14 protein-coding genes are annotated in these 16,744 nt (G+C 73.4%); 2 read left to right on the top strand and 12 right to left on the bottom strand.

The annotated features are described in order from the left end of the window. Nucleotides 1–36: 36 nt before the first annotated feature. The gene (locus BCAV_RS14195; RefSeq protein WP_015883301.1) at nucleotides 37–2,217 is read right to left on the bottom strand and encodes an alpha-galactosidase; all 2,181 of its coding nucleotides are present in this window, start codon (nucleotides 2,215–2,217) and stop codon (nucleotides 37–39) included. Between the two features lie 174 nt (nucleotides 2,218–2,391). Between BCAV_RS14195 and BCAV_RS14190 the strand changes: the two genes are divergently transcribed. After that, nucleotides 2,392–3,561, top strand: coding sequence for an ROK family transcriptional regulator (locus BCAV_RS14190; protein WP_015883300.1), 1,170 nt, complete (start codon nucleotides 2,392–2,394; stop codon nucleotides 3,559–3,561). Between the two features lie 77 nt (nucleotides 3,562–3,638). Further along, entirely contained in the window at nucleotides 3,639–4,052 is a 414-nt protein-coding gene (locus BCAV_RS14185; RefSeq protein ID WP_015883299.1) for a DUF1801 domain-containing protein, read from the top strand. Here BCAV_RS14185 and BCAV_RS14180 read toward each other — a convergent pair whose 3' ends face one another. From BCAV_RS14180 to BCAV_RS14130, 11 genes are all read right to left on the bottom strand, one after another. Continuing rightward, a complete protein-coding gene (locus BCAV_RS14180) occupies nucleotides 4,053–5,258 on the bottom strand; it encodes a pyridoxal phosphate-dependent aminotransferase (protein ID WP_015883298.1) in 1,206 nt (401 codons plus the stop codon). Between the two features lie 65 nt (nucleotides 5,259–5,323). Continuing rightward, entirely contained in the window at nucleotides 5,324–6,043 is a 720-nt protein-coding gene (locus BCAV_RS14175; protein ID WP_015883297.1) for a GNAT family N-acetyltransferase, read from the bottom strand. A 108-nt stretch (nucleotides 6,044–6,151) separates the two neighbouring features. Next, on the bottom strand, nucleotides 6,152–6,967 hold the full coding sequence (locus BCAV_RS14170; RefSeq protein WP_015883296.1) for a hypothetical protein: 816 nt from the start codon (nucleotides 6,965–6,967) through the stop codon (nucleotides 6,152–6,154). Between the two features lie 4 nt (nucleotides 6,968–6,971). Next, nucleotides 6,972–7,343 carry a type VII secretion target gene (locus BCAV_RS14165; protein ID WP_015883295.1) on the bottom strand — a complete coding sequence of 124 codons (372 nt, stop codon included), beginning with the start codon at nucleotides 7,341–7,343 and terminating at the stop codon, nucleotides 6,972–6,974. Nucleotides 7,344–7,406: 63 nt separating this feature from the next. Continuing rightward, the gene (locus BCAV_RS14160) at nucleotides 7,407–7,700 is read right to left on the bottom strand and encodes a DUF6457 domain-containing protein (RefSeq protein ID WP_015883294.1); all 294 of its coding nucleotides are present in this window, start codon (nucleotides 7,698–7,700) and stop codon (nucleotides 7,407–7,409) included. A 4-nt stretch (nucleotides 7,701–7,704) separates the two neighbouring features. Then, nucleotides 7,705–8,325, bottom strand: a complete 621-nt coding sequence (gene mobA / locus BCAV_RS14155) for a molybdenum cofactor guanylyltransferase (protein ID WP_015883293.1) — start codon at nucleotides 8,323–8,325, stop codon at nucleotides 7,705–7,707. Beyond that, nucleotides 8,322–9,578 carry an MFS transporter gene (locus tag BCAV_RS14150; protein WP_015883292.1) on the bottom strand — a complete coding sequence of 419 codons (1,257 nt, stop codon included), beginning with the start codon at nucleotides 9,576–9,578 and terminating at the stop codon, nucleotides 8,322–8,324. The genes mobA and BCAV_RS14150 overlap by 4 nt, the downstream gene beginning before the upstream one ends. A 19-nt stretch (nucleotides 9,579–9,597) precedes the next feature. Next, the gene (narI, locus tag BCAV_RS14145; RefSeq protein ID WP_015883291.1) at nucleotides 9,598–10,344 is read right to left on the bottom strand and encodes a respiratory nitrate reductase subunit gamma; all 747 of its coding nucleotides are present in this window, start codon (nucleotides 10,342–10,344) and stop codon (nucleotides 9,598–9,600) included. After that, entirely contained in the window at nucleotides 10,341–11,069 is a 729-nt protein-coding gene (gene narJ / locus BCAV_RS14140; protein ID WP_015883290.1) for a nitrate reductase molybdenum cofactor assembly chaperone, read from the bottom strand. Before narJ ends, narI begins: the two co-directional genes overlap by 4 nt. Further along, entirely contained in the window at nucleotides 11,069–12,745 is a 1,677-nt protein-coding gene (gene narH / locus BCAV_RS14135) for a nitrate reductase subunit beta (RefSeq protein WP_015883289.1), read from the bottom strand. Before narH ends, narJ begins: the two co-directional genes overlap by 1 nt. Next, nucleotides 12,745–16,524, bottom strand: coding sequence for a nitrate reductase subunit alpha (locus tag BCAV_RS14130; protein ID WP_015883288.1), 3,780 nt, complete (start codon nucleotides 16,522–16,524; stop codon nucleotides 12,745–12,747). The genes narH and BCAV_RS14130 overlap by 1 nt, the downstream gene beginning before the upstream one ends. Between the last annotated feature and the right edge of the window lie 220 nt (nucleotides 16,525–16,744).

Genomic DNA, 16,744 nt, shown 5'->3' with positions numbered 1-16,744 from the left:
GCGACGGTGCGGCTGGTGTCCTCGCTCGTGAAGCGCTCAGACCCGTTCGAGGTGGAGCAGCGCCTGCTGCTCGGGAAGGAGGGCGGGTACCTGGATCCCGACCTCGGCGAGGACGACGCCGGCCAGCGTGACGCCGTCGGCCCACCAGGACGGCTGGTGCCACCGCACCCGGGGGTCGTCGTAGTCGCCCGGCGGCAGCGGGGCGACGCGGTACCGCGCATCGGGCGCGAGACCGGGGATCCGGACCCGGCCGGGCGGGGACGCGACACCGGTGGCGAGGGCGACGACGGCGAAGATCGCCTCGGCGGCGTCCGCGGCGACGACGCCGTGCACCCACAGCGCCGGGTTCGGCTGGTCCGCGTGGACGACGCGGCCGGTGTGCAGGAGGTGCCGGTGGGCCTGGTGCGTGGCGACCCACGCGGCGAGGCGAGCGCGGTCGGCGTCGTCGGCCTTCGTCACGTCCCACTCGATGCCGAGGTGGGAGAAGAACGCCGTCCCGGCGCGGAAGTCGAGGGAGTGCGACCGGCCGGTCGTGTGGCTGACCGGGGAGGCGACGTGCGAGCCCACGAGCTCGGGCGGGAGGAGCAGGGACGTTCCCGCCTCGATCTGCTGCCGCTCGAGCGGATCGATGCAGTCGGACGCCCAGATCCGGTCGGTGCGCGCGAGGATCCCGAGGTCGGCCCGCCCGCCGCCGCCGGAGCACGACTCGATCTCCAGGCCGGGGTGGGCCGCCTTGAGCTCGTCGATGAGCCGGTACGTGGCGAGCGTCTGGGCGTGCACGGCTGGCTGCCCGGTGGCGCGGGTCGCCGCTTCGACGAGCGGGCGGTTGTGGTCCCACTTGATGTAGTCGATCCGGTACTCGTCGAGGATCGCGAGCATCCTCGACCGGACGTGCTCGTACGCCTCGGGGATCGAGAGGTTGAGGACCTGCTGCCGCCGCGCCGGCACCGGCAGGCGGTCGCCCGGAGCCATGATCCACTCGGGGTGGGCGCGGGCGAGGTCCGAGTCGGGGTTGATCATCTCGGGCTCGAACCACAGGCCGAACTGCATCCCCAGCTCGTGCACGGCGTCGACGATCGGCGCGAGGCCGTCCGGCCACACGCCCTCGTCGACGTACCAGTCGCCCAGGCCGGCGGAGTCGTTGCGGCGGTGGCGGAACCAGCCGTCGTCGAGCACGTACCGCTCGACGCCCACGTCGGCGGCGATCCGGGCGAGCTCGAGGAGCCGGGGCAGGTCGTGGTCGAAGTAGACCGCCTCCCAGACGTTGAGCGTGACCGGCCGCGGCGAGCGGGGGTGCTCGGGCCGGGCGCGCAGGAAGTCGTGGAAGCGCGCCGCCAGGTCGTCGAGGCCGGTGCCGCGTGAGGCGTACAGCCACGGTGTCTCGTACCGCTCGCCGCGGTGCAGCCGCACCTCGCCCGCGAGGAGGAGCTCGCCGCCGGCGAGGAACGACTCGCCGTGGTTCGTGCGCTCCGCGTAGGTGCGGGTGTTGCCCGACCACGCGACGTGCACGCCCCACACATCGCCGTGCCGCCACCCGAAGCCCGGCTCGCCGGCGGCCAGCACGAGGCTGGCGTCGTGGCCGGCGGCGCGCCGCGACTCCCGCAGGTGCGTCCCGAGCGTGAACGGGCCGCGCTGCATCGAGCGTTCCCGCAGGTGCCGGCCTGTGAGGTCGAGCAGCTCCGCCGCCTCGGTCGGCACCGGCAGCGCGAGGTCGAGCGTGGCGAGGTCGAAGACGTCGTCGCCGGTGTTCGTCACCCGAGCACGGAGGCGCAGCACGCCCGACCGGGTCAGCTCGAGGTCGAGCTCGAGGTCGAGATCGGCGACGGCGTCCCGGGCGCTCACGCGGACGCGGTGGGCGATCGTGGGGTCGTCCGCGGGCTCGGTGACGTCGACGGCGGTGGTGACGAACGCCGTCGAGAAGTCGCGGCCCGCGCGGTGACCGGTGAGTCCGGGGGTGCCGAGCCAGCCGGCGCTCTGCTCGGGCAGCAGCCCGAGCGGGACGTCGACGTCGACCCAGCCGGAGACCTGGGGCGGGACGCTCGCGCGGCGCAGGTCGTCGATCTCCGTGGGGGGGAGCCGGCCGACGTCGCGGCCCCAGTGCAGCACCCGCGGCAGCCGGCCTCCGGCGAGGTCGAGGACGACGCCGGTGCCGCCTGCGCTGAGCTGGACGGCGTCGGGAACGTCGGACGGGGCGGGGTGGGACACGACGCGGGACACGCATCGACTCCTTCGTCAGGGTGGCTCGGGTCACATCAGGCGACCGGGATTAGTTCTACCGCGACAGTTATTAGGACGTCAAGGTGCCCATCCGCTCGTTCGGGCGCGGCCCATTCCCCGGACAACGTTCCGAACCGGAAGTAATATGCGCGTGAGAGCCGAGGAGGTGAGCCGATGCCGCCGATCCAGCCGACGCCGTCGGCGCACCGCGCCACGGGGTGGGTCGAGCCGGAGGGCACAGCGCACGCCGTGGCCCTGGAGGTGCTGCTCGCGGGGCCGCTCTCGCGTGCCGAGCTCGCCCGCCGGATGAATCTCTCGCAGGCGAGCCTGTCGCGGCTGACGAAGCCGTTGCTCGCCGGCGGGCTCCTCGTCGAGGCCGGCGCGGACCCGGGTCCGGGGCGGGTCGGCCGCCCCGGTCGGCCCCTCGACGTCGTCCCGGACTCCCACCACTTCGTGGGTGTCAAGATCACCGGCACGGACGTCCACGGCGTCCTGACGACGCTGCGCTGCGAGGAGGTCGCCCGTGCCGACGCGCCGCTCGCCGGGCACGACGTCGCTGACGTGGTCGCGACCGTTGCCTCCGTCGTCGCCCGCCTGGCGGAGCACGCTCCTGCCGTGACCGGGCTCGGCCTGAGCGTCGGAGGGCGGGTCCGCGACGGTCGCGTCGTGCAGGACGCGATGTTCCTCGAGTGGGACGAGGTCCACCTCGCCGACGAGCTCGAACGAGCGACAGGGTTCCCGGCGGTGGTCGGCAACGATCTCGCCGCGCTGGCGCAGGCGGAGCTGTGGTTCGGCGCCGGCCGAGGCTGGGACACGTTCGCCGTGCTGACGATCGGCGCCGGGGTCGGGTTCGGCCTCGTCGCCGAGCGACGGGTCATCACCAGCGACGATGCCGGTGTCGGACTCGTCGGGCACATCCCGCTCGAGCCGGGGGGACCGCAGTGCCCGCTCGGTCACCGCGGCTGCGCGTCGGCGATGCTCGCGACGTCGAGCGTCGTGGCGCAGGCGTCGGTCGGGCTCGGCCGGCTCGTGACGTATGAGGACGTGCTGCGACTGGCCGCCGACGGCGACCCGGTGGCCCGCTCGGTCGTCCGGGGCTCCGCCGCGGCGCTGGGTCGGCTCGCGGCGCTAGCGGCCAACCTCACGTTCGCGTCGACGATCGTGCTCGCGGGGGAGGGAGTCGGGCTCATGGCCGTCGCCGGGGACGTGGCGCGGGCGGAGCTCGACGCCCACCGGCACCCGGCCGCGAGCCCGGTCGAGCTCCTCGTGAGGGATGCCGACTTCTCCGAGTGGGCGCGGGGCGCGGCGGCCGTCGCGATCCAGTCGTACGTGCTGAGCCGCTGACGCTCGGACGTCGCTGCGCTGCCTGCCTCGGTGTCCGCTCCCGCAGTACGCTGGGCGCCCCAGCCTTGCGAGGTCCCATGGCAGCGAAGCAGCCGGCGATGTCGCCGTCGGACCTCCCGGTCGAGGAGGTGCTCGACCGCGCCAGCGGCCCTCGGCGGGCCGAGGCCGACGAGCTGCTCGCGATGCTCGGCGAGGTCAGCGGGGAGGAGCCGGTCGTGTGGGCGGGCCGCATCATCGGGTTCGGCGAGTACGCCTACTCCTACGAGAGCGGGCACCGGGGTCGAGCCCCGCGGCTCGCGTTCGCGCCGGGTCCCCGGCAGCACACGATCTACCTCCCCGACGACTTCTCGGAGCGCTGGCCCGACCTCGTGGCGGGGCTCGGGCCGCACCGCGCGAGCAAGGTCTGCCTCTACCTCACGCGGTTGACGGGAGTGAACCGGGACGCGCTGCGCACGCTGCTGGAGCGCACGCTCGCCGACACACGCGCCTGATCAGCCGCGGAGCGCGTGCAGGCGCTCGACGGCGTCGCGCAGCACGTCCTCGCTCTTGACGAACGTGAACCGCACCCACGAGCGCAACGCCGTCGCGACGGCGTCGTCGGTCCGGCAGAACGCGCTCACGGGGACGCACACGACGCCCGCCCGCTCGGGCATCGCTCGGGCGAGGGCGGCGCCGTCGGTCCAGCCGAGCGGGGCGGCGTCGGCCAGCACGAAGTACGTGCCGGCCGGCACGACGACGTCGAACCCCACGTCCCGCAGGCCGGCACAGAGCAGGTCGCGGCGTGCGGCGAGGCTGGCGGCGAGCTCGCGCGGCGCGTCGTCGTCGTCCAGCGCCCGGGCGATCGCCGGCTGGAACGGCGCGCCCGAGACGTAGGTGAGGAACTGCTTGACCGTGCGGACCGCGTCGACGAGCGGGGCCGGCCCGCTCACCCAGCCGATCTTCCAGCCCGTGAGCGAGAACGTCTTGCCGGAGGACGAGATCGTGAGCGTGCGCTCCGCCATGCCCGGGAGCGTGGCGATCGGGACGTGGCGGGCGTCGTCGTACGTGAGGTGCTCGTACACCTCGTCGGTGACGACGACGGCGTCCGCCTCGCGCGCGAGGGCCGCCACCGCCTCCAGCTCGTCGCGGGTGAGCACCGTCCCGGTCGGGTTGTGCGGGGTGTTGAGGAGGATCACGCGCGTGCGCGGCGTCACTGCCGCTCGGAGGGCCGCGACGTCGAGCCGGAACCCGTCCGGCGTCGCGACGAGCGGCGCCGTGGTGTGCGTGGCGCCGGCGAGGGCGATCGTGGCCGCGTACGAGTCGTAGTACGGCTCGAGCGTCAGCACCTCGTCGCCGGGGCCGGCGAGAGCGAGCACCGCGGCGGCGAGCGCCTCCGTGGCCCCGGTCGTCACGAGCACCTGGCGGTCGGGGTCGAGGTCGATCCCGTAGTGCCGGTGCTGGTGCCGGGCGACGGCGTGGCGCAGCTCCGGGATGCCGGGGCCGGGCGGGTACTGGTTCGCGCCGTCGTCGATGGCGCGCATCGCTGCCGCGCGGATCCACGCCGGGCCGTCGACGTCCGGGAAGCCCTGGCCGAGGTTGAGCGATCCCGTGGCCGTGGCGAGGGCGCTCATCTCGGCGAAGATCGTGGGCCGCGGGACGCCGTCGTCGCCCATGAGGCCGGCGGCACGGGCGACGTCGACCCAGCGTGGTGTGCTCACGCGCCCATCCTGCCGGACCGGGAGCAGGACGGAGCCGCGCCGCCCGACGCCGGCGCCCGAGATGCTCAGGCCGAGTCGGGGGAGACGACCTCCCACGTGCCGAACAGCGTCAGGCCGGCGCGTCGCGCGGTGGCCGCTGAGGCGACGTTGTCGAGCTGGCAGCGGTACTGCGGCTCGTAGCCCTCGCCCAGCGCGTACGCGCTCAGCGCACGCACGACGGCGCGGGCGTGTCCGCGTCCGCGGGAGTCCGGGACGGTCAGGACTCCGATGTCCGCGACCGGCGCGTCGCGCCAGGGGTACGCGCTCGCGGCGCTGACGAGCCGGCCGGCCGCGAAGGCCCCGACCACCGCCCAGTGGTCCAGCTCGACGAAGGCGTCGTCCCGGTCAGCCTCCGGAGCCGCCGCTTCGAAGGCGGCGAAGGCGGCGCCGTCGCTCGCGGTCAACCGGCGGACGCCGTCGGCCGCCGCCTCCCGCTGCAGCGCGGCGTGCTCGGACTCCGGGAAGTAGAAGAGGTTGTCGGGGTCGTGGACGGTGATCCCGGTTTCCGCGAGCCTCGCTCGGAAGGACGACGCCGAGAACGTCCCGGTGGCGAGGCCGGCGCGTTCGGCGAGCGCCGGCGTCACGGCGGCTCGGACCGTGCCGTCCGACGTCGTGAGCACCGTCACCCGCCTGTCCTCGCCGAGGTCCGCGTTGATCGTCAGGGAGAAGCGGCCCTCGCCCGGCAGCACCTCGCCGTGGGCGAAAGGCGTCTGCCAGTACCGCGTGATCGTGGGCGTGAAGGACATGCTGGCTCTCGTTCCGGTTCGATTCGGCCGCGACCAGCGGCTGGTCGAGGTAAGCACCGCCGCACGCCGGCGCGCCAGCGCATTCCCGCCGGGGCCGCTCAGTCCTGCTCAGTCCCGGTCGTCGCCTCGGTCCGGATCTCGCGCACCGGCGTCGCCCTCGGGTTCGAGCTCGCCGGCCCCGTCCTCGGGACCGAGCTCGCCGGCCGGGTCGTCCTCGCCCGAGCTGTCGCCCCCGCCGTCGGGACCGAGGCCATCGGCCACGGGGTTGTCGTCCGGGGCCTCGGCGATCGGGTGGTCGTACCCGCCCGGCTGCGAGAGCGGGAGTCCGAGCCGGGAGCCCTCCCGCCGTGCCGCGTCCGCCGCGGAGCCGACGCGCGTGGCCGTCTGCTGAGACTGCTGCTCGATCACGTTCCACTGCGCCCGGACCGCCGCGAGGAGCTCCTCGAAGCGCGCCTTCAGGTCGTCGCCCACCCACGGGAGCCAGCCGCCCGCGCCCGAGACGACGCCCATGCCGGCGGCCTCGAGCACGAGCACCTCGAGCTCGTCGAACGCGTCCCGCATCGTCTCCGCGGCGCTCTGCATGCCGAGCGCCAGGTCGAGATGGATCCCTGCCAGGCCGTGAACCGCGGCCTGCCGCTCGTCGATGTCGCGAACGAGCGACCGGACGTAGGCGTCGGCGCCGTCGGCCGCGCGCCCGTCCCAGTCCGCCATCGCCTCCGAGGAGTGGCGCAGGAGGTCGGACACGAGGATCTCCTGGAACTCGACGAGCGCGCGGTAGGCGTACCCGGTGCGCCCGACGCCACGCCAGTCGCCGCGGAACGTGTCCTCGACGACCTGCCGAGGGTCGAACCCCAGGGCGAGGTCCAGCACGGTGCTGACGACCTCCGTCGGGTTCGAGAACGTGCCGGGGAGGACGACCTCCACGAGGTCAGTCTCGACTTCCGGCTCCTGCGGTGACACCAGCGCCGCTGTGCTCCCCATCCGTCTCACCGCCGTCCGGGAGGGCGCCGTCGTGCTCGGCAGCCTGGTCCTCGTCGGTGGTCGCGTAGTAGTCGGCCGACGCCGCGAGCTCGTCACCGGAGGCCTGCAGCGCCTCGGAGAGGGAGCGGAACGTCGCGGACGCGAGGTCCGCCACGTCGCACCGGGCGTCGTCGAACTGGTCGAACAGCACGCCGACGGCGCAGGCCTCCACGAGCCAGGAGTCCGCGTAGGCGGCAGCGGCCTCGGCCGCACGGGCGTGGTCCGAGACCTGGTGCGCGTAACGGCGCAACGACTCGGGTTCGACGTAGAACTCGCTCATGCGGCCTCCGCTCTCGATACCGGCCACCGGCGGCGGCCTGGCTCCGAGCGTGGCAAGGGCCGCTTACATCGGACTTGCGTCCTCGGCAGAGGCGGTCGGCCAGCGCAGCGCCAGGTCGCGTGCTCGTTCGAGCGGGGTCCCCTGGGTCGGCGGGGCCGTCGGCTCCGGCCGGGCGGCGCTCCCCGCGGTGAGGCCGGCCGCGTAGCCGGCGACGTACGTGCTGACGGGCGCCGCGGGCCGCACGACGCGGTGCGCGGCGTCCCGCGCGAGATCGAGGATCGCCGGCACGTCCACCGCCTCGCGCGGCACGCCCAGCTCCGCGGCCAGCGCGTCCACCCAGTCGTCGAGGTCGCTCAAGAGATCACTCCCGTCCGTCGTGCCGGATGGCGCGACCCAGATCGTCCCAGGTGTCGACGTCGGCGCTCGCGTGCTCGGGGTCGGGCACGCGCACGCAGGCCAACCGCTCGACGAGCGCCCGCACGCTGACGCCGTGGACCGAGCCCGGCGCGCCGAGCTCGCGCAGCGCCCGGTCCAGCGACGCCCGGCGGTACACCCCGACCAGCCACTGGTCGCGGCCGCGGGACTCGAGGAACATGCCGTCGTTCTCGGGCGCGAGGTGGGCCGCCGCGGCGAGCAGGTGGGCCACCGCCTCGGCCGCGCGTGGGACGTCGCACGCGAGCACGAGCACGAGCGGCGCGGGCGAGGAACCGTCCGCGCCGTCCGCGCTCTCGAACGCGGCCAAACCGGCGGCGATCCCGGCGACCGGTCCGCCGAACGACGGCTCCTCGCGCGCCAGCAGCAGACCGGGGCGCGCGACGTCCGGTGGGCCGACGACGACCGTGCGCCGGGCTCCGGCCGTGGCGGCGAGCACGTGGTCGAGCAGCGGGAGTCCGTGCAGCTGCAGGCCGGCCTTGTCGACGCCGAGCCGGGCGGAGCGCCCGCCGGCGAGGACGACGGCGTCGACGGCGCTGACGGCGCTCACGAGGGGCGGGCGGCCCGGCGGACGGGACCCAGCGTGAAGAACACGGTGAGCAACGCCGTCAGGGCGAGCAGACCGAGCCCGAGGCCGTAGGTCCCGTCGAGCTGGTACACCGCACCCATGATGAGGGGCGGGATGAACCCGCCGAGACCGCCCGCCGCGCCGACGAGCCCCGTGACACCGCCGACCTTGTCCGCCGGGGCCACCTTCGCCACGAGGGCGAACGTCGCTCCGGACGACGCACCGAGCGCCGCCGCCAGCCCGAGGAAGCCGATCGTGCCGAGCGGGACGAGCGCGGGGCCGAGCGCCACGACTCCCGCCAGCACGGCGACGACGCCGAAGCACACCACCGACACGCCGATGGCCCCGAGCCGGTCCGACAGCGCCCCGCCGACCGGGCGCATGACGACCGCGAGCACGACGAAGCCGGCGGTGCGGAGGGCGGCGTCGGACGGCGTCAGGTCATACGCGTTGACGAGGAACGTCGGGAGGTACACGGAGAACGCCACGAAGCCGCCGAACCCGACGGCGTACAGCCACGCGAGGGGCATCGTGCCCTTGAGGCGCAGCGTCGCCCACGTGCGCGCGAGCATCCCCCCGGCGGGCGCGACCGAGCGGCCCGGGGCGTCGCGCAGGAGGAGCCAGGCGACCACGGCGAACACCGCCAGGACGACGGCGACGACGACGAACGGCGTCGCCCGCCCCCACGTCTCGGCGAGCCGCAGCGTGGTGAAGGCGGAGATCGCGGTGCCGCCCATGCCCATCCCGAAGATGCCGATCGCCGTGCCGCGTCGCGCCGGCGGGTACCAGGCGTTGACGAACGGGACGCCGACGGCGAACGCCGTGCCGCCGATGCCGAGCAGGAAGCCCCCGATCACGAGCATGGCGAGCGAGTCGGCGACGAGGGCGATGAACAGGACCGGGACGATCGTCAGCACGCTGACGACGGGGAACATCACGTGGGCGCCGAGCCGGTCGGTGAGCGCGCCGACGGGGATGCGACCGAGCGAGCCCACGATGACCGGGATCGCGACGACGATGGACTGCTCGACGTCGGTGAGGCCGAGGTCCTCCTTGTACGCCGCCCCCAGCGGGCTGATCAGTGCCCACGCCCAGAAGTTGACGGCGAACCCGACGGTGGCGAGCGCGAGCTGGACGGTGGGCGACGTCCCGGCCGGGCCGCCGGCCGACCTCCGGCCCGGCGCACCGGCGACCTCCGACGGCGGCGCGGGCGGCTCCTCGGCGCGGTGCGACATGGTCCCTCCTCGTGAGGCGTCAGCGGCGTGGCGTCGTCGTCGGGTCCCACCCGCGGCGCGGTGCGCGGGAGCCGACGGACGCCTCGCGCGACCGGTAGACGATGTACGGCCGGAACAGGTACGGGACGGGCGCGGAGAACGCGTGCACGAGGCGGGTGAACGGCCACAGGATGAAGAGCAGGTTGGCCGCCACGATGTGCAGCTGGAACGCGGCGGGCACGCCGGCCATGAGCTCCGGCTGCGGCTGGAGGTACCAGAGGCTGCGGAACCACGGCGAGATGGTCTCGCGGTAGTCGTAGCCGTGGCCGCCGGCGAGCAGCTGCGTCTGGACGGTCGCCCAGGTGCCGACGAGGATCGACGCGGCGAGGAACACATACATCGTCTTGTCCATGCGCGTGGTCGCCCGGAACACCGGGCCGGTGGTGCGCCGTCGGTAGACGAGGATGACGAGCCCGGCGACGAGAGCGACGGCGGCCAGCGTGCCGAGGTAGGTCGCGACGGCGTGGTAGATCGCCTCGTCGATCCCGACGGCCTCCGTCCACGTCTTCGGGATGACGAGCCCGAGCACGTGGCCGAGCGCGACGAAGAGGAGCCCGACGTGGAACAGCGGCGACCCGAGGCGCAGGAGCCGGTTCTCGTACAGCTCGCTCGAGCGAGTGGTCCACCCGAACTTGTCGTACCGGTACCGCCAGATCGACCCGACGAGGAAGACGGCGAACGTCACGTACGGGAGGACGACCCACAGCAGGACCGATCCGGTGCTCATGCGCGCACCCCCGTCGTCGCGGAGCTCTGGGCGGCCGGGCCGGTCTCGTACGGCCCGAGCGCGCTGAGGCCCACCATCTCGGTCGGCGGCCCGGCGGTGACGAGCTCCACGAAGCGCTCCCGCGTCGCGTCGTCGAGCGGCCCGAGCGTCAGGCACACGGCCTCGACGACGTCGGTCCAGGGGCTCTGCGCCGCGGTCAGGGCCGAGCGCAGCACCTCGATGCCGTCGCGATGCGCACCGAGCAGTCCCGCGGCGATGCGGGCGGCGTCGTCGTCGTGGGCGCGGGCCGAGAACTCGAGCACCATCGGCAGGTAGTCCGGCAGCTCGTCGCCACCGCGCTCCCAGCCCGCGGCGCGGTACGCCTCGGCGAACCGGACGAGCGCCGTGCCGCGCTTCCGGGTGTCGCCCGTCGCGTAGTACGTGAGGTACATCGAGCACCGGCGCTTGAGGTCGAACGTCGCGACGTAGGCGGCCTCGAGCTCGGCGGACGGGCGCTCCTCGAGAACGCGGAGGAACCGCGCGAGGCGCGTCGCCACGGGCTCGGGCAGCGTCGCGACGACGGCGGCGACGTCCGGGACGGCGTCGCGCACCCGCGCGTCGGGGTACTCCAGGAGCACGCTCGCCGCGAGGTGCGTGCGACGGCGTTCGGCCGGCGTGACCGTGACGGCCGCGAGCGGCGGGACCTCAGGGGCTCGGGCGCTCGGGCGCGGCAGGAATGTGCGCATCAGGCACCCCCGCCGGACGTCGGGCCGGCGTCGTCGGGCCTGCTCGGCGGGAACAGGCCGGGTGGTGCGCCGTTGCCGTCCCAGTTGAGCAGGTTGACGCGGCCGGGCGTGCTCGGCCCGTTCGGGGAGTCGGCGCTCTGGCGAGCTCCGAGGGCGTGGAAGTTCTCCACGGCGACGGGAGTCGGCGTCCCGCTGGACGAGCCGAACGGTCCGCCGCCGCCCATGCCGGGCCCGCCGTCGTAGTCGAGGGAGCAGCTCAGCTCGTCCAGCTCACGCGCGATCTCCGTGTGTGCGCTCGGGATGACGTACCGCTCGTCGTACTTCGCGATCGCGAGCAGGCGGTACATCGCCTGGATCTCGGACCCGGACATCCCGACGGCGGCGGCCGTCTCCTCCCGCGGCTCCTCACCCAGGTTGAGGTCGCGCATGTACGACCGCATCGCGGCCAGGCGGCGCAGGACGCGCTCGACGGGCGCGGTGTCGCCGGCCGTGAACAGCCCGGCGAGGTACTCCAGCGGGATGCGCAGCTGCGAGATCGCCGCGAACAACGTGCGCGCCTCCTCGCCGTCGTTCCCGGACGAGGCGACGACGTCGACCACCGGCGACAGCGGCGGGATGTACCAGACCATCGGGAGCGTGCGGTACTCGGGGTGCAGGGGGAGGGCGACCTCGTACCGGGAGATGAGGTCCCAGATGGGCGAGGCCTGTGCGGCGGTGATCCAGTCGTCGGGGATGCCCTCGGCACGCGCCGCGGCCACGACCTCGGGGTCGTGCGGGTCGAGGAACACCGAGCGCTGGGCGGCCAGCAGAGCGTGTTCGTCCTCGACCGCCGCTGCCGCGGTGACGCGGTCGGCGTCGTACAGCACGAGGCCGAGGTAGCGCAGCCGGCCGACGCACGTCTCCGAGCACACCGTCGGCAGGCCGACCTCGATGCGCGGGTAGCACAGCGTGCACTTCTCGGCCTTGCCGGTCTTGTGGTTGAAGTAGACCTTCTTGTACGGGCACCCGGTGACGCACATGCGCCAGCCGCGGCACTGGTCCTGGTCGACGAGCACGATCCCGTCCTCGGCCCGCTTGTACATCGCGCCGGACGGGCACGAGGCGACGCACGACGGGTTGAGGCAGTGCTCGCAGATCCGCGGCAGGTAGAACATGAACGTCTGCTCGAGCTCTTCCGCCACGTGCTCGCTCATGTGCTTGAGGACGGGGTCGTCCTGCATCGTGGCGGTGGACCCGCCGAGGTCGTCGTCCCAGTTCGCCGACCACTGGATGCGCATGTCCTCGCCGGTGAGCAGGGACTTCGGCTTCGCCACGGGGGTGTGCGGACCCTGCGGCGCGGACAGGAGCATGTCGTACTCGTACGTCCACGGCTCGTAGTAGTCGTGGATCGACGGCATCTTCGGGTTGGAGAAGATCGTCGCGAGCTTCTTCACGCGACCGCCGGCACGCAGCTTGAGCTTCCCCCGCTTGGTGCGGACCCAGCCGCCCTGCCAGCGCTCCTGGTCCTGATACGTCCGGGGGTAGCCGAGGCCGGGCCGGGTCTCGACGTTGTTGAACCACACGTACTCGACGCCGGTCCGGTTCGTCCACGCCTGCTTGCACGTGACCGAGCACGTATGGCACCCGATGCACTTGTCGAGGTTCATCACCATCGACATCTGCGCCATGACCCGCATCAGTACTCGACCTCCTGGGACCGGCGTCGGATCACCGTCACCTCGTCGCGCTGGTTGCCCGTGGGCCCGAGGTAGTTGAACGCCCAGGCCAGCTGGGCGTACCCCCCGGCGAGATGGCTCGGCTTGAGCAGGATGCGCGTGAGCGAGTTGTGGATGCCGCCGCGCAGCCCGGACGTCTCCGCGAGCGGCACGTCGACGGTGCGGTCCGTCGCGTGGTGCATGTACACGGTGCCGGGCGGCATGCGGTGGCTGACGACGGCGCGGGCGACGACGACGCCGTTGCGGTTGTACGCCTCGATCCACTCGTTGTCGACCACGCCGACCTTCGCGGCGTCCACGGGTGACATCCAGATGTTCGGCCCGCCGCGGGAGAGCGACAGCATGAACAGGTTGTCCTGGTACTCCGAGTGGATCGACCACTTCGAGTGCGGGGTGAGATACCGGACGGCGACCTCCGCGTGCCCGGCCGACGCCGGGAACCCGCTGGGCGAGGTGTCGCCGAGCGGCGGTGAGTCCACGAACAGGCGGTGCATGTCGAGCGGCGGCCGGAAGACGGGCAGGTTCTCGCCGAGCTCGCTCATCCAGTCGTGGTCGAGGAAGAAGTGCTGTCGCCCGGTCAGCGTGTGCCACGGCTTGAGCCGCTCGACGTTGACGACGAACGCCGAGTACCGCCGTCCGCCGTGCTCGGATCCGGACCACTCGGGAGAGGTGATGACCGCCGTCGGGCGCGCCTGCACGTCCGGGAACGTCACGCGTTTGCCCTGCTCGTCGCGGGCGAGGTCGGCGAGGCGCTGCCCGGTCCGTTCCTCGAGCCGTTCGAAGCCCTGCACGGCGAGCCGCCCGTTGGTGGTCCCGGACAGCGCGAGGATCGTCTCGCACACGTGCGTGTCCGCCTCCAGGCGCGGCCGTCCGGCGGCGGGACCGTCCGCGACGACGCCGTTCAGGCGGCCGAGGTGGGCCACCTCCTCGGTCGGGTCGTAGGGCACGCCCTTCGTCACCATGCCGAGCGTGTCCGTCAGCGGGCCGAGCGCGGCCATCCGCGCGGCGAACGCCGGGTAGTCGCGTTCGACGACGACGAGCTTCGGCATCGTGCGGCCGGGGACCAGCTCGCGTTCGGTCGGCCCGGCGCCGCAGTCGAGCACGGTGCCGTGGGGCACGGCCATCGCGTCGGGGGTGTCGTGCTGCAGCGGCGCGGCGACCAGGTCCTTGCGGACGCCGAGATGCGTGGCGGCGAGCTCGGAGATCCGACGGGCGATCGTGTGGAAGATGTCGAAGTCGGTGCGGGTCTGCCACGGCGGGTCGATCGCGGGGTTGAACGAGTGCACGAACGGGTGCATGTCCGTGCTCGACAGGTCGTGCTTCTCGTACCAGGTCGCCGCGGGGAGCACGACGTCGGAGAACAGCGTCGTGCTCGTCATCCGGAAGTCGAGGGTCGTCAGCAGGTCGAGCTTCCCGACCGGCGCCTCGTCGCGCCACGTCACGGAACGCGGCCGCCGCTGCGGCTCGGACTCCTGCGCGAAGACGGCGGCGTCGGTGCCGAGCAGGTGCTTGAGGAGGTACTCGTTGCCCTTGCCGGAGGAGCCGAGGACGTTGGCGCGCCAGATCGTCACGCACCGCGGGAAGTTGGCGGGGTCGTCCGGGTCCTCGACAGCGAACCGCAGACGGCCGGCGCCGAGCTCGTCGACCACGTGCCGAGCGGGCTCCTTCCCCGCGGCCTCCGCCTCGTCGACGAGGTCGAGCGGGTTGCGGTCGAACGTCGGGTAGCTCGGCATCCAGCCGCGCTGCGCCGACTCGACGAGGCAGTCGGCCGTCGTCCGGTCGGCGAACAGGCCGCGCGCCAACGGCGACGCGAGGGCGTCGGCCCCCAGCCCGTCGTACCGCCACTGGTCGGACGCGGTGTACCAGAACGCCGTCCCGATCATCTGCCGGGGTGGGCGCGACCAGTCCAGCCCGGCCGCGTACTGCGCCCAGCCGGTGATCGGGCGGCACTTCTCCTGGCCCACGTAGTGCGCCCAGCCGCCACCGTTCACCCCCTGGCAGCCGGTCATCGTGGTCAGTGCCAGGAACGCCCGGTAGATCGTGTCGGCGTGGAACCAGTGGTTCGCGCCGGCGCCCATGATGATCATCGAGCGGCCGCCGGACCGCTCGGCGTTGTCGGCGAACTCGGCGGCGATGCGCTGGGCCTGCGCCGCGGACACCCCGGTGAACTGCTCCTGCCACGCAGGGGTGCAGGGTTGTGGGTCGTCGTACCCGGACGGCCACGTCCCGGGCAGGTCGAGGGCCGGCCGGTTCACGCCGTACTGGGCGAGCATCAGGTCGAACACCGTCGTCACGAGGCGTCCGCCGACCCGCCGCACCGGGACGCCGCGCACGAGGACGCCGGACCCGCCCTGGTGCTCCTCGCCGTCACCCGGCACCAGGTCGAAACGGGGCAGGAGGACGGCGGCGGTGCCCTCGGCTCCCGCGCCGTCGGCGGCGGACAGCAGGGGGCGGAGGTCGCCGAGGTCGAGGTTCCACCGGCCGACGTCGGCCTCACCCCACCGATGCCCGAGGGAGCCGTTCGGGACCACGGGTGATCCGCCGTCGTCGAGCACGACGGGCTTGAAGGCGGCGTTCGCCTCGGCCGCGTGCTCCGGCAGGTCGGCGGCCGTGACGAACTTCCCCGGCACGTAGGACTCCGGCGTCGGCGACTCGTCGAGCGCCACGAGGTACGGCATGTCGGTGTACCGCGTGACGTAGTCGACGAACGGGACCGTGCGCTCGTGCGCGAAGTGCTCCGTGAGGATGACGTGCCCCATCGCCATCGCCAGAGCGCCGTCGGTGCCGGGGTGGACGGCCATCCACTCGTCGGCGAACTTCGTGTTGTCGGCGTAGTCGGGCGAGACGACGACCACCTTCTGCCCGCGGTACCGCGCCTCCGTCATGAAATGGGCGTCAGGGGTGCGGGTCACCGGGACGTTCGAGCCCCACATGATGCAGTAGGTCGAGTTCCACCAGTCGGCGGACTCCGGGACGTCCGTCTGGTCGCCGAAGACCTGCGGGCTCGCGACGGGCAGGTCGGCGTACCAGTCGTAGAACGACAGCATCGTGCCGCCGAGCAGCTGGATGAACCGGGCGCCGACGCCGTGCGACACCATCGACATCGCGGGGATCGGGGAGAAGCCGGCGATGCGGTCGGGGCCGTACGCCTTGATGGAGTGGACGTGCGCGGCGGCGACGATCTCCGCGGCCTCGTCCCAGCTCGCGCGCACGAGACCGCCCTTGCCGCGGGCCGACTTGTACGCGCGCGCGGTGTCGGGGTCGCCGGTGAGCGCCGCCCAGGCGAGCACCGGGTCGCCCGTGCGCGCCTTCGCCTCGCGGTAGGCCGCCAGCAGCACGCCGCGCACGTACGGGTAGCGCACCCGCGTGGGCGAGTAGGTGTACCAGGAGAACGCGGCGCCGCGGGGACAGCCGCGGGGCTCGTACTCGGGGGAGTCGGGCCCGACGCTCGGGTAGTCGGTCTGCTGGGACTCCCACGTGATGATGCCGTCCTTGACGTACACCTTCCACGAGCACGAGCCGGTGCAGTTCACGCCGTGGGTCGAGCGGACCACCTTGTCGTGCGACCAACGGTCCCGGTAGAAGACGTCACCCTCGCGGCCGCCGCGCAGGAACACCTGACGCAGGTCCTCGGACACCTCGCCGGGGCGCAGGTGGCGGCCGAGCCGCAGCAGCGCATCCTCGAGCGGGCCGTCCGAGCCGCGCGCGTCGACGTCGGCGGCCGGGCTCGTTCTCGACATCAGTCCCCCAGGTGAGATGGGCGCGTCGGTTCGTCCGACACCCTCCCACCGGCGCCCACCCCCCGCACGGCGAGGGCGTCGGGTGCCGGGAGCGGGTCTCGGAGCCGCGCCCGGATGCTGAGTGCGTGACGTCTCACGCGCTCGACGGCGTGTCGTCGACAGAGATCACGCACTCGGCGACGACTGCCCGCTCACAGGGGGTCGCGGCGCGCTGTGCGCT

This window comes from Beutenbergia cavernae DSM 12333 (assembly GCF_000023105.1).
GTDB classification, from domain to species: Bacteria; Actinomycetota; Actinomycetes; order Actinomycetales; family Beutenbergiaceae; genus Beutenbergia; species Beutenbergia cavernae.
The sequence above is the reverse complement of the archived record's forward strand: the minus strand, read 5'-3'. Positions and strand labels throughout refer to the sequence as shown.

Coding starts and splice junctions, on each gene's coding strand:
- BCAV_RS14175 (WP_015883297.1), bottom strand. CDS start 6,043: ATGTCCTTCACGCCCACGATCACGCGGTACTGGCAGACGCCTTTCGCC.
- BCAV_RS14150 (WP_015883292.1), bottom strand. CDS start 9,578: ATGTCGCACCGCGCCGAGGAGCCGCCCGCGCCGCCGTCGGAGGTCGCC.
- narH (WP_015883289.1), bottom strand. CDS start 12,745: ATGCGGGTCATGGCGCAGATGTCGATGGTGATGAACCTCGACAAGTGC.
- BCAV_RS14130 (WP_015883288.1), bottom strand. CDS start 16,524: ATGTCGAGAACGAGCCCGGCCGCCGACGTCGACGCGCGCGGCTCGGAC.
- BCAV_RS14165 (WP_015883295.1), bottom strand. CDS start 7,343: ATGAGCGAGTTCTACGTCGAACCCGAGTCGTTGCGCCGTTACGCGCAC.
- narI (WP_015883291.1), bottom strand. CDS start 10,344: ATGAGCACCGGATCGGTCCTGCTGTGGGTCGTCCTCCCGTACGTGACG.
- BCAV_RS14185 (WP_015883299.1), top strand. CDS start 3,639: ATGGCAGCGAAGCAGCCGGCGATGTCGCCGTCGGACCTCCCGGTCGAG.
- BCAV_RS14190 (WP_015883300.1), top strand. CDS start 2,392: ATGCCGCCGATCCAGCCGACGCCGTCGGCGCACCGCGCCACGGGGTGG.
- narJ (WP_015883290.1), bottom strand. CDS start 11,069: ATGCGCACATTCCTGCCGCGCCCGAGCGCCCGAGCCCCTGAGGTCCCG.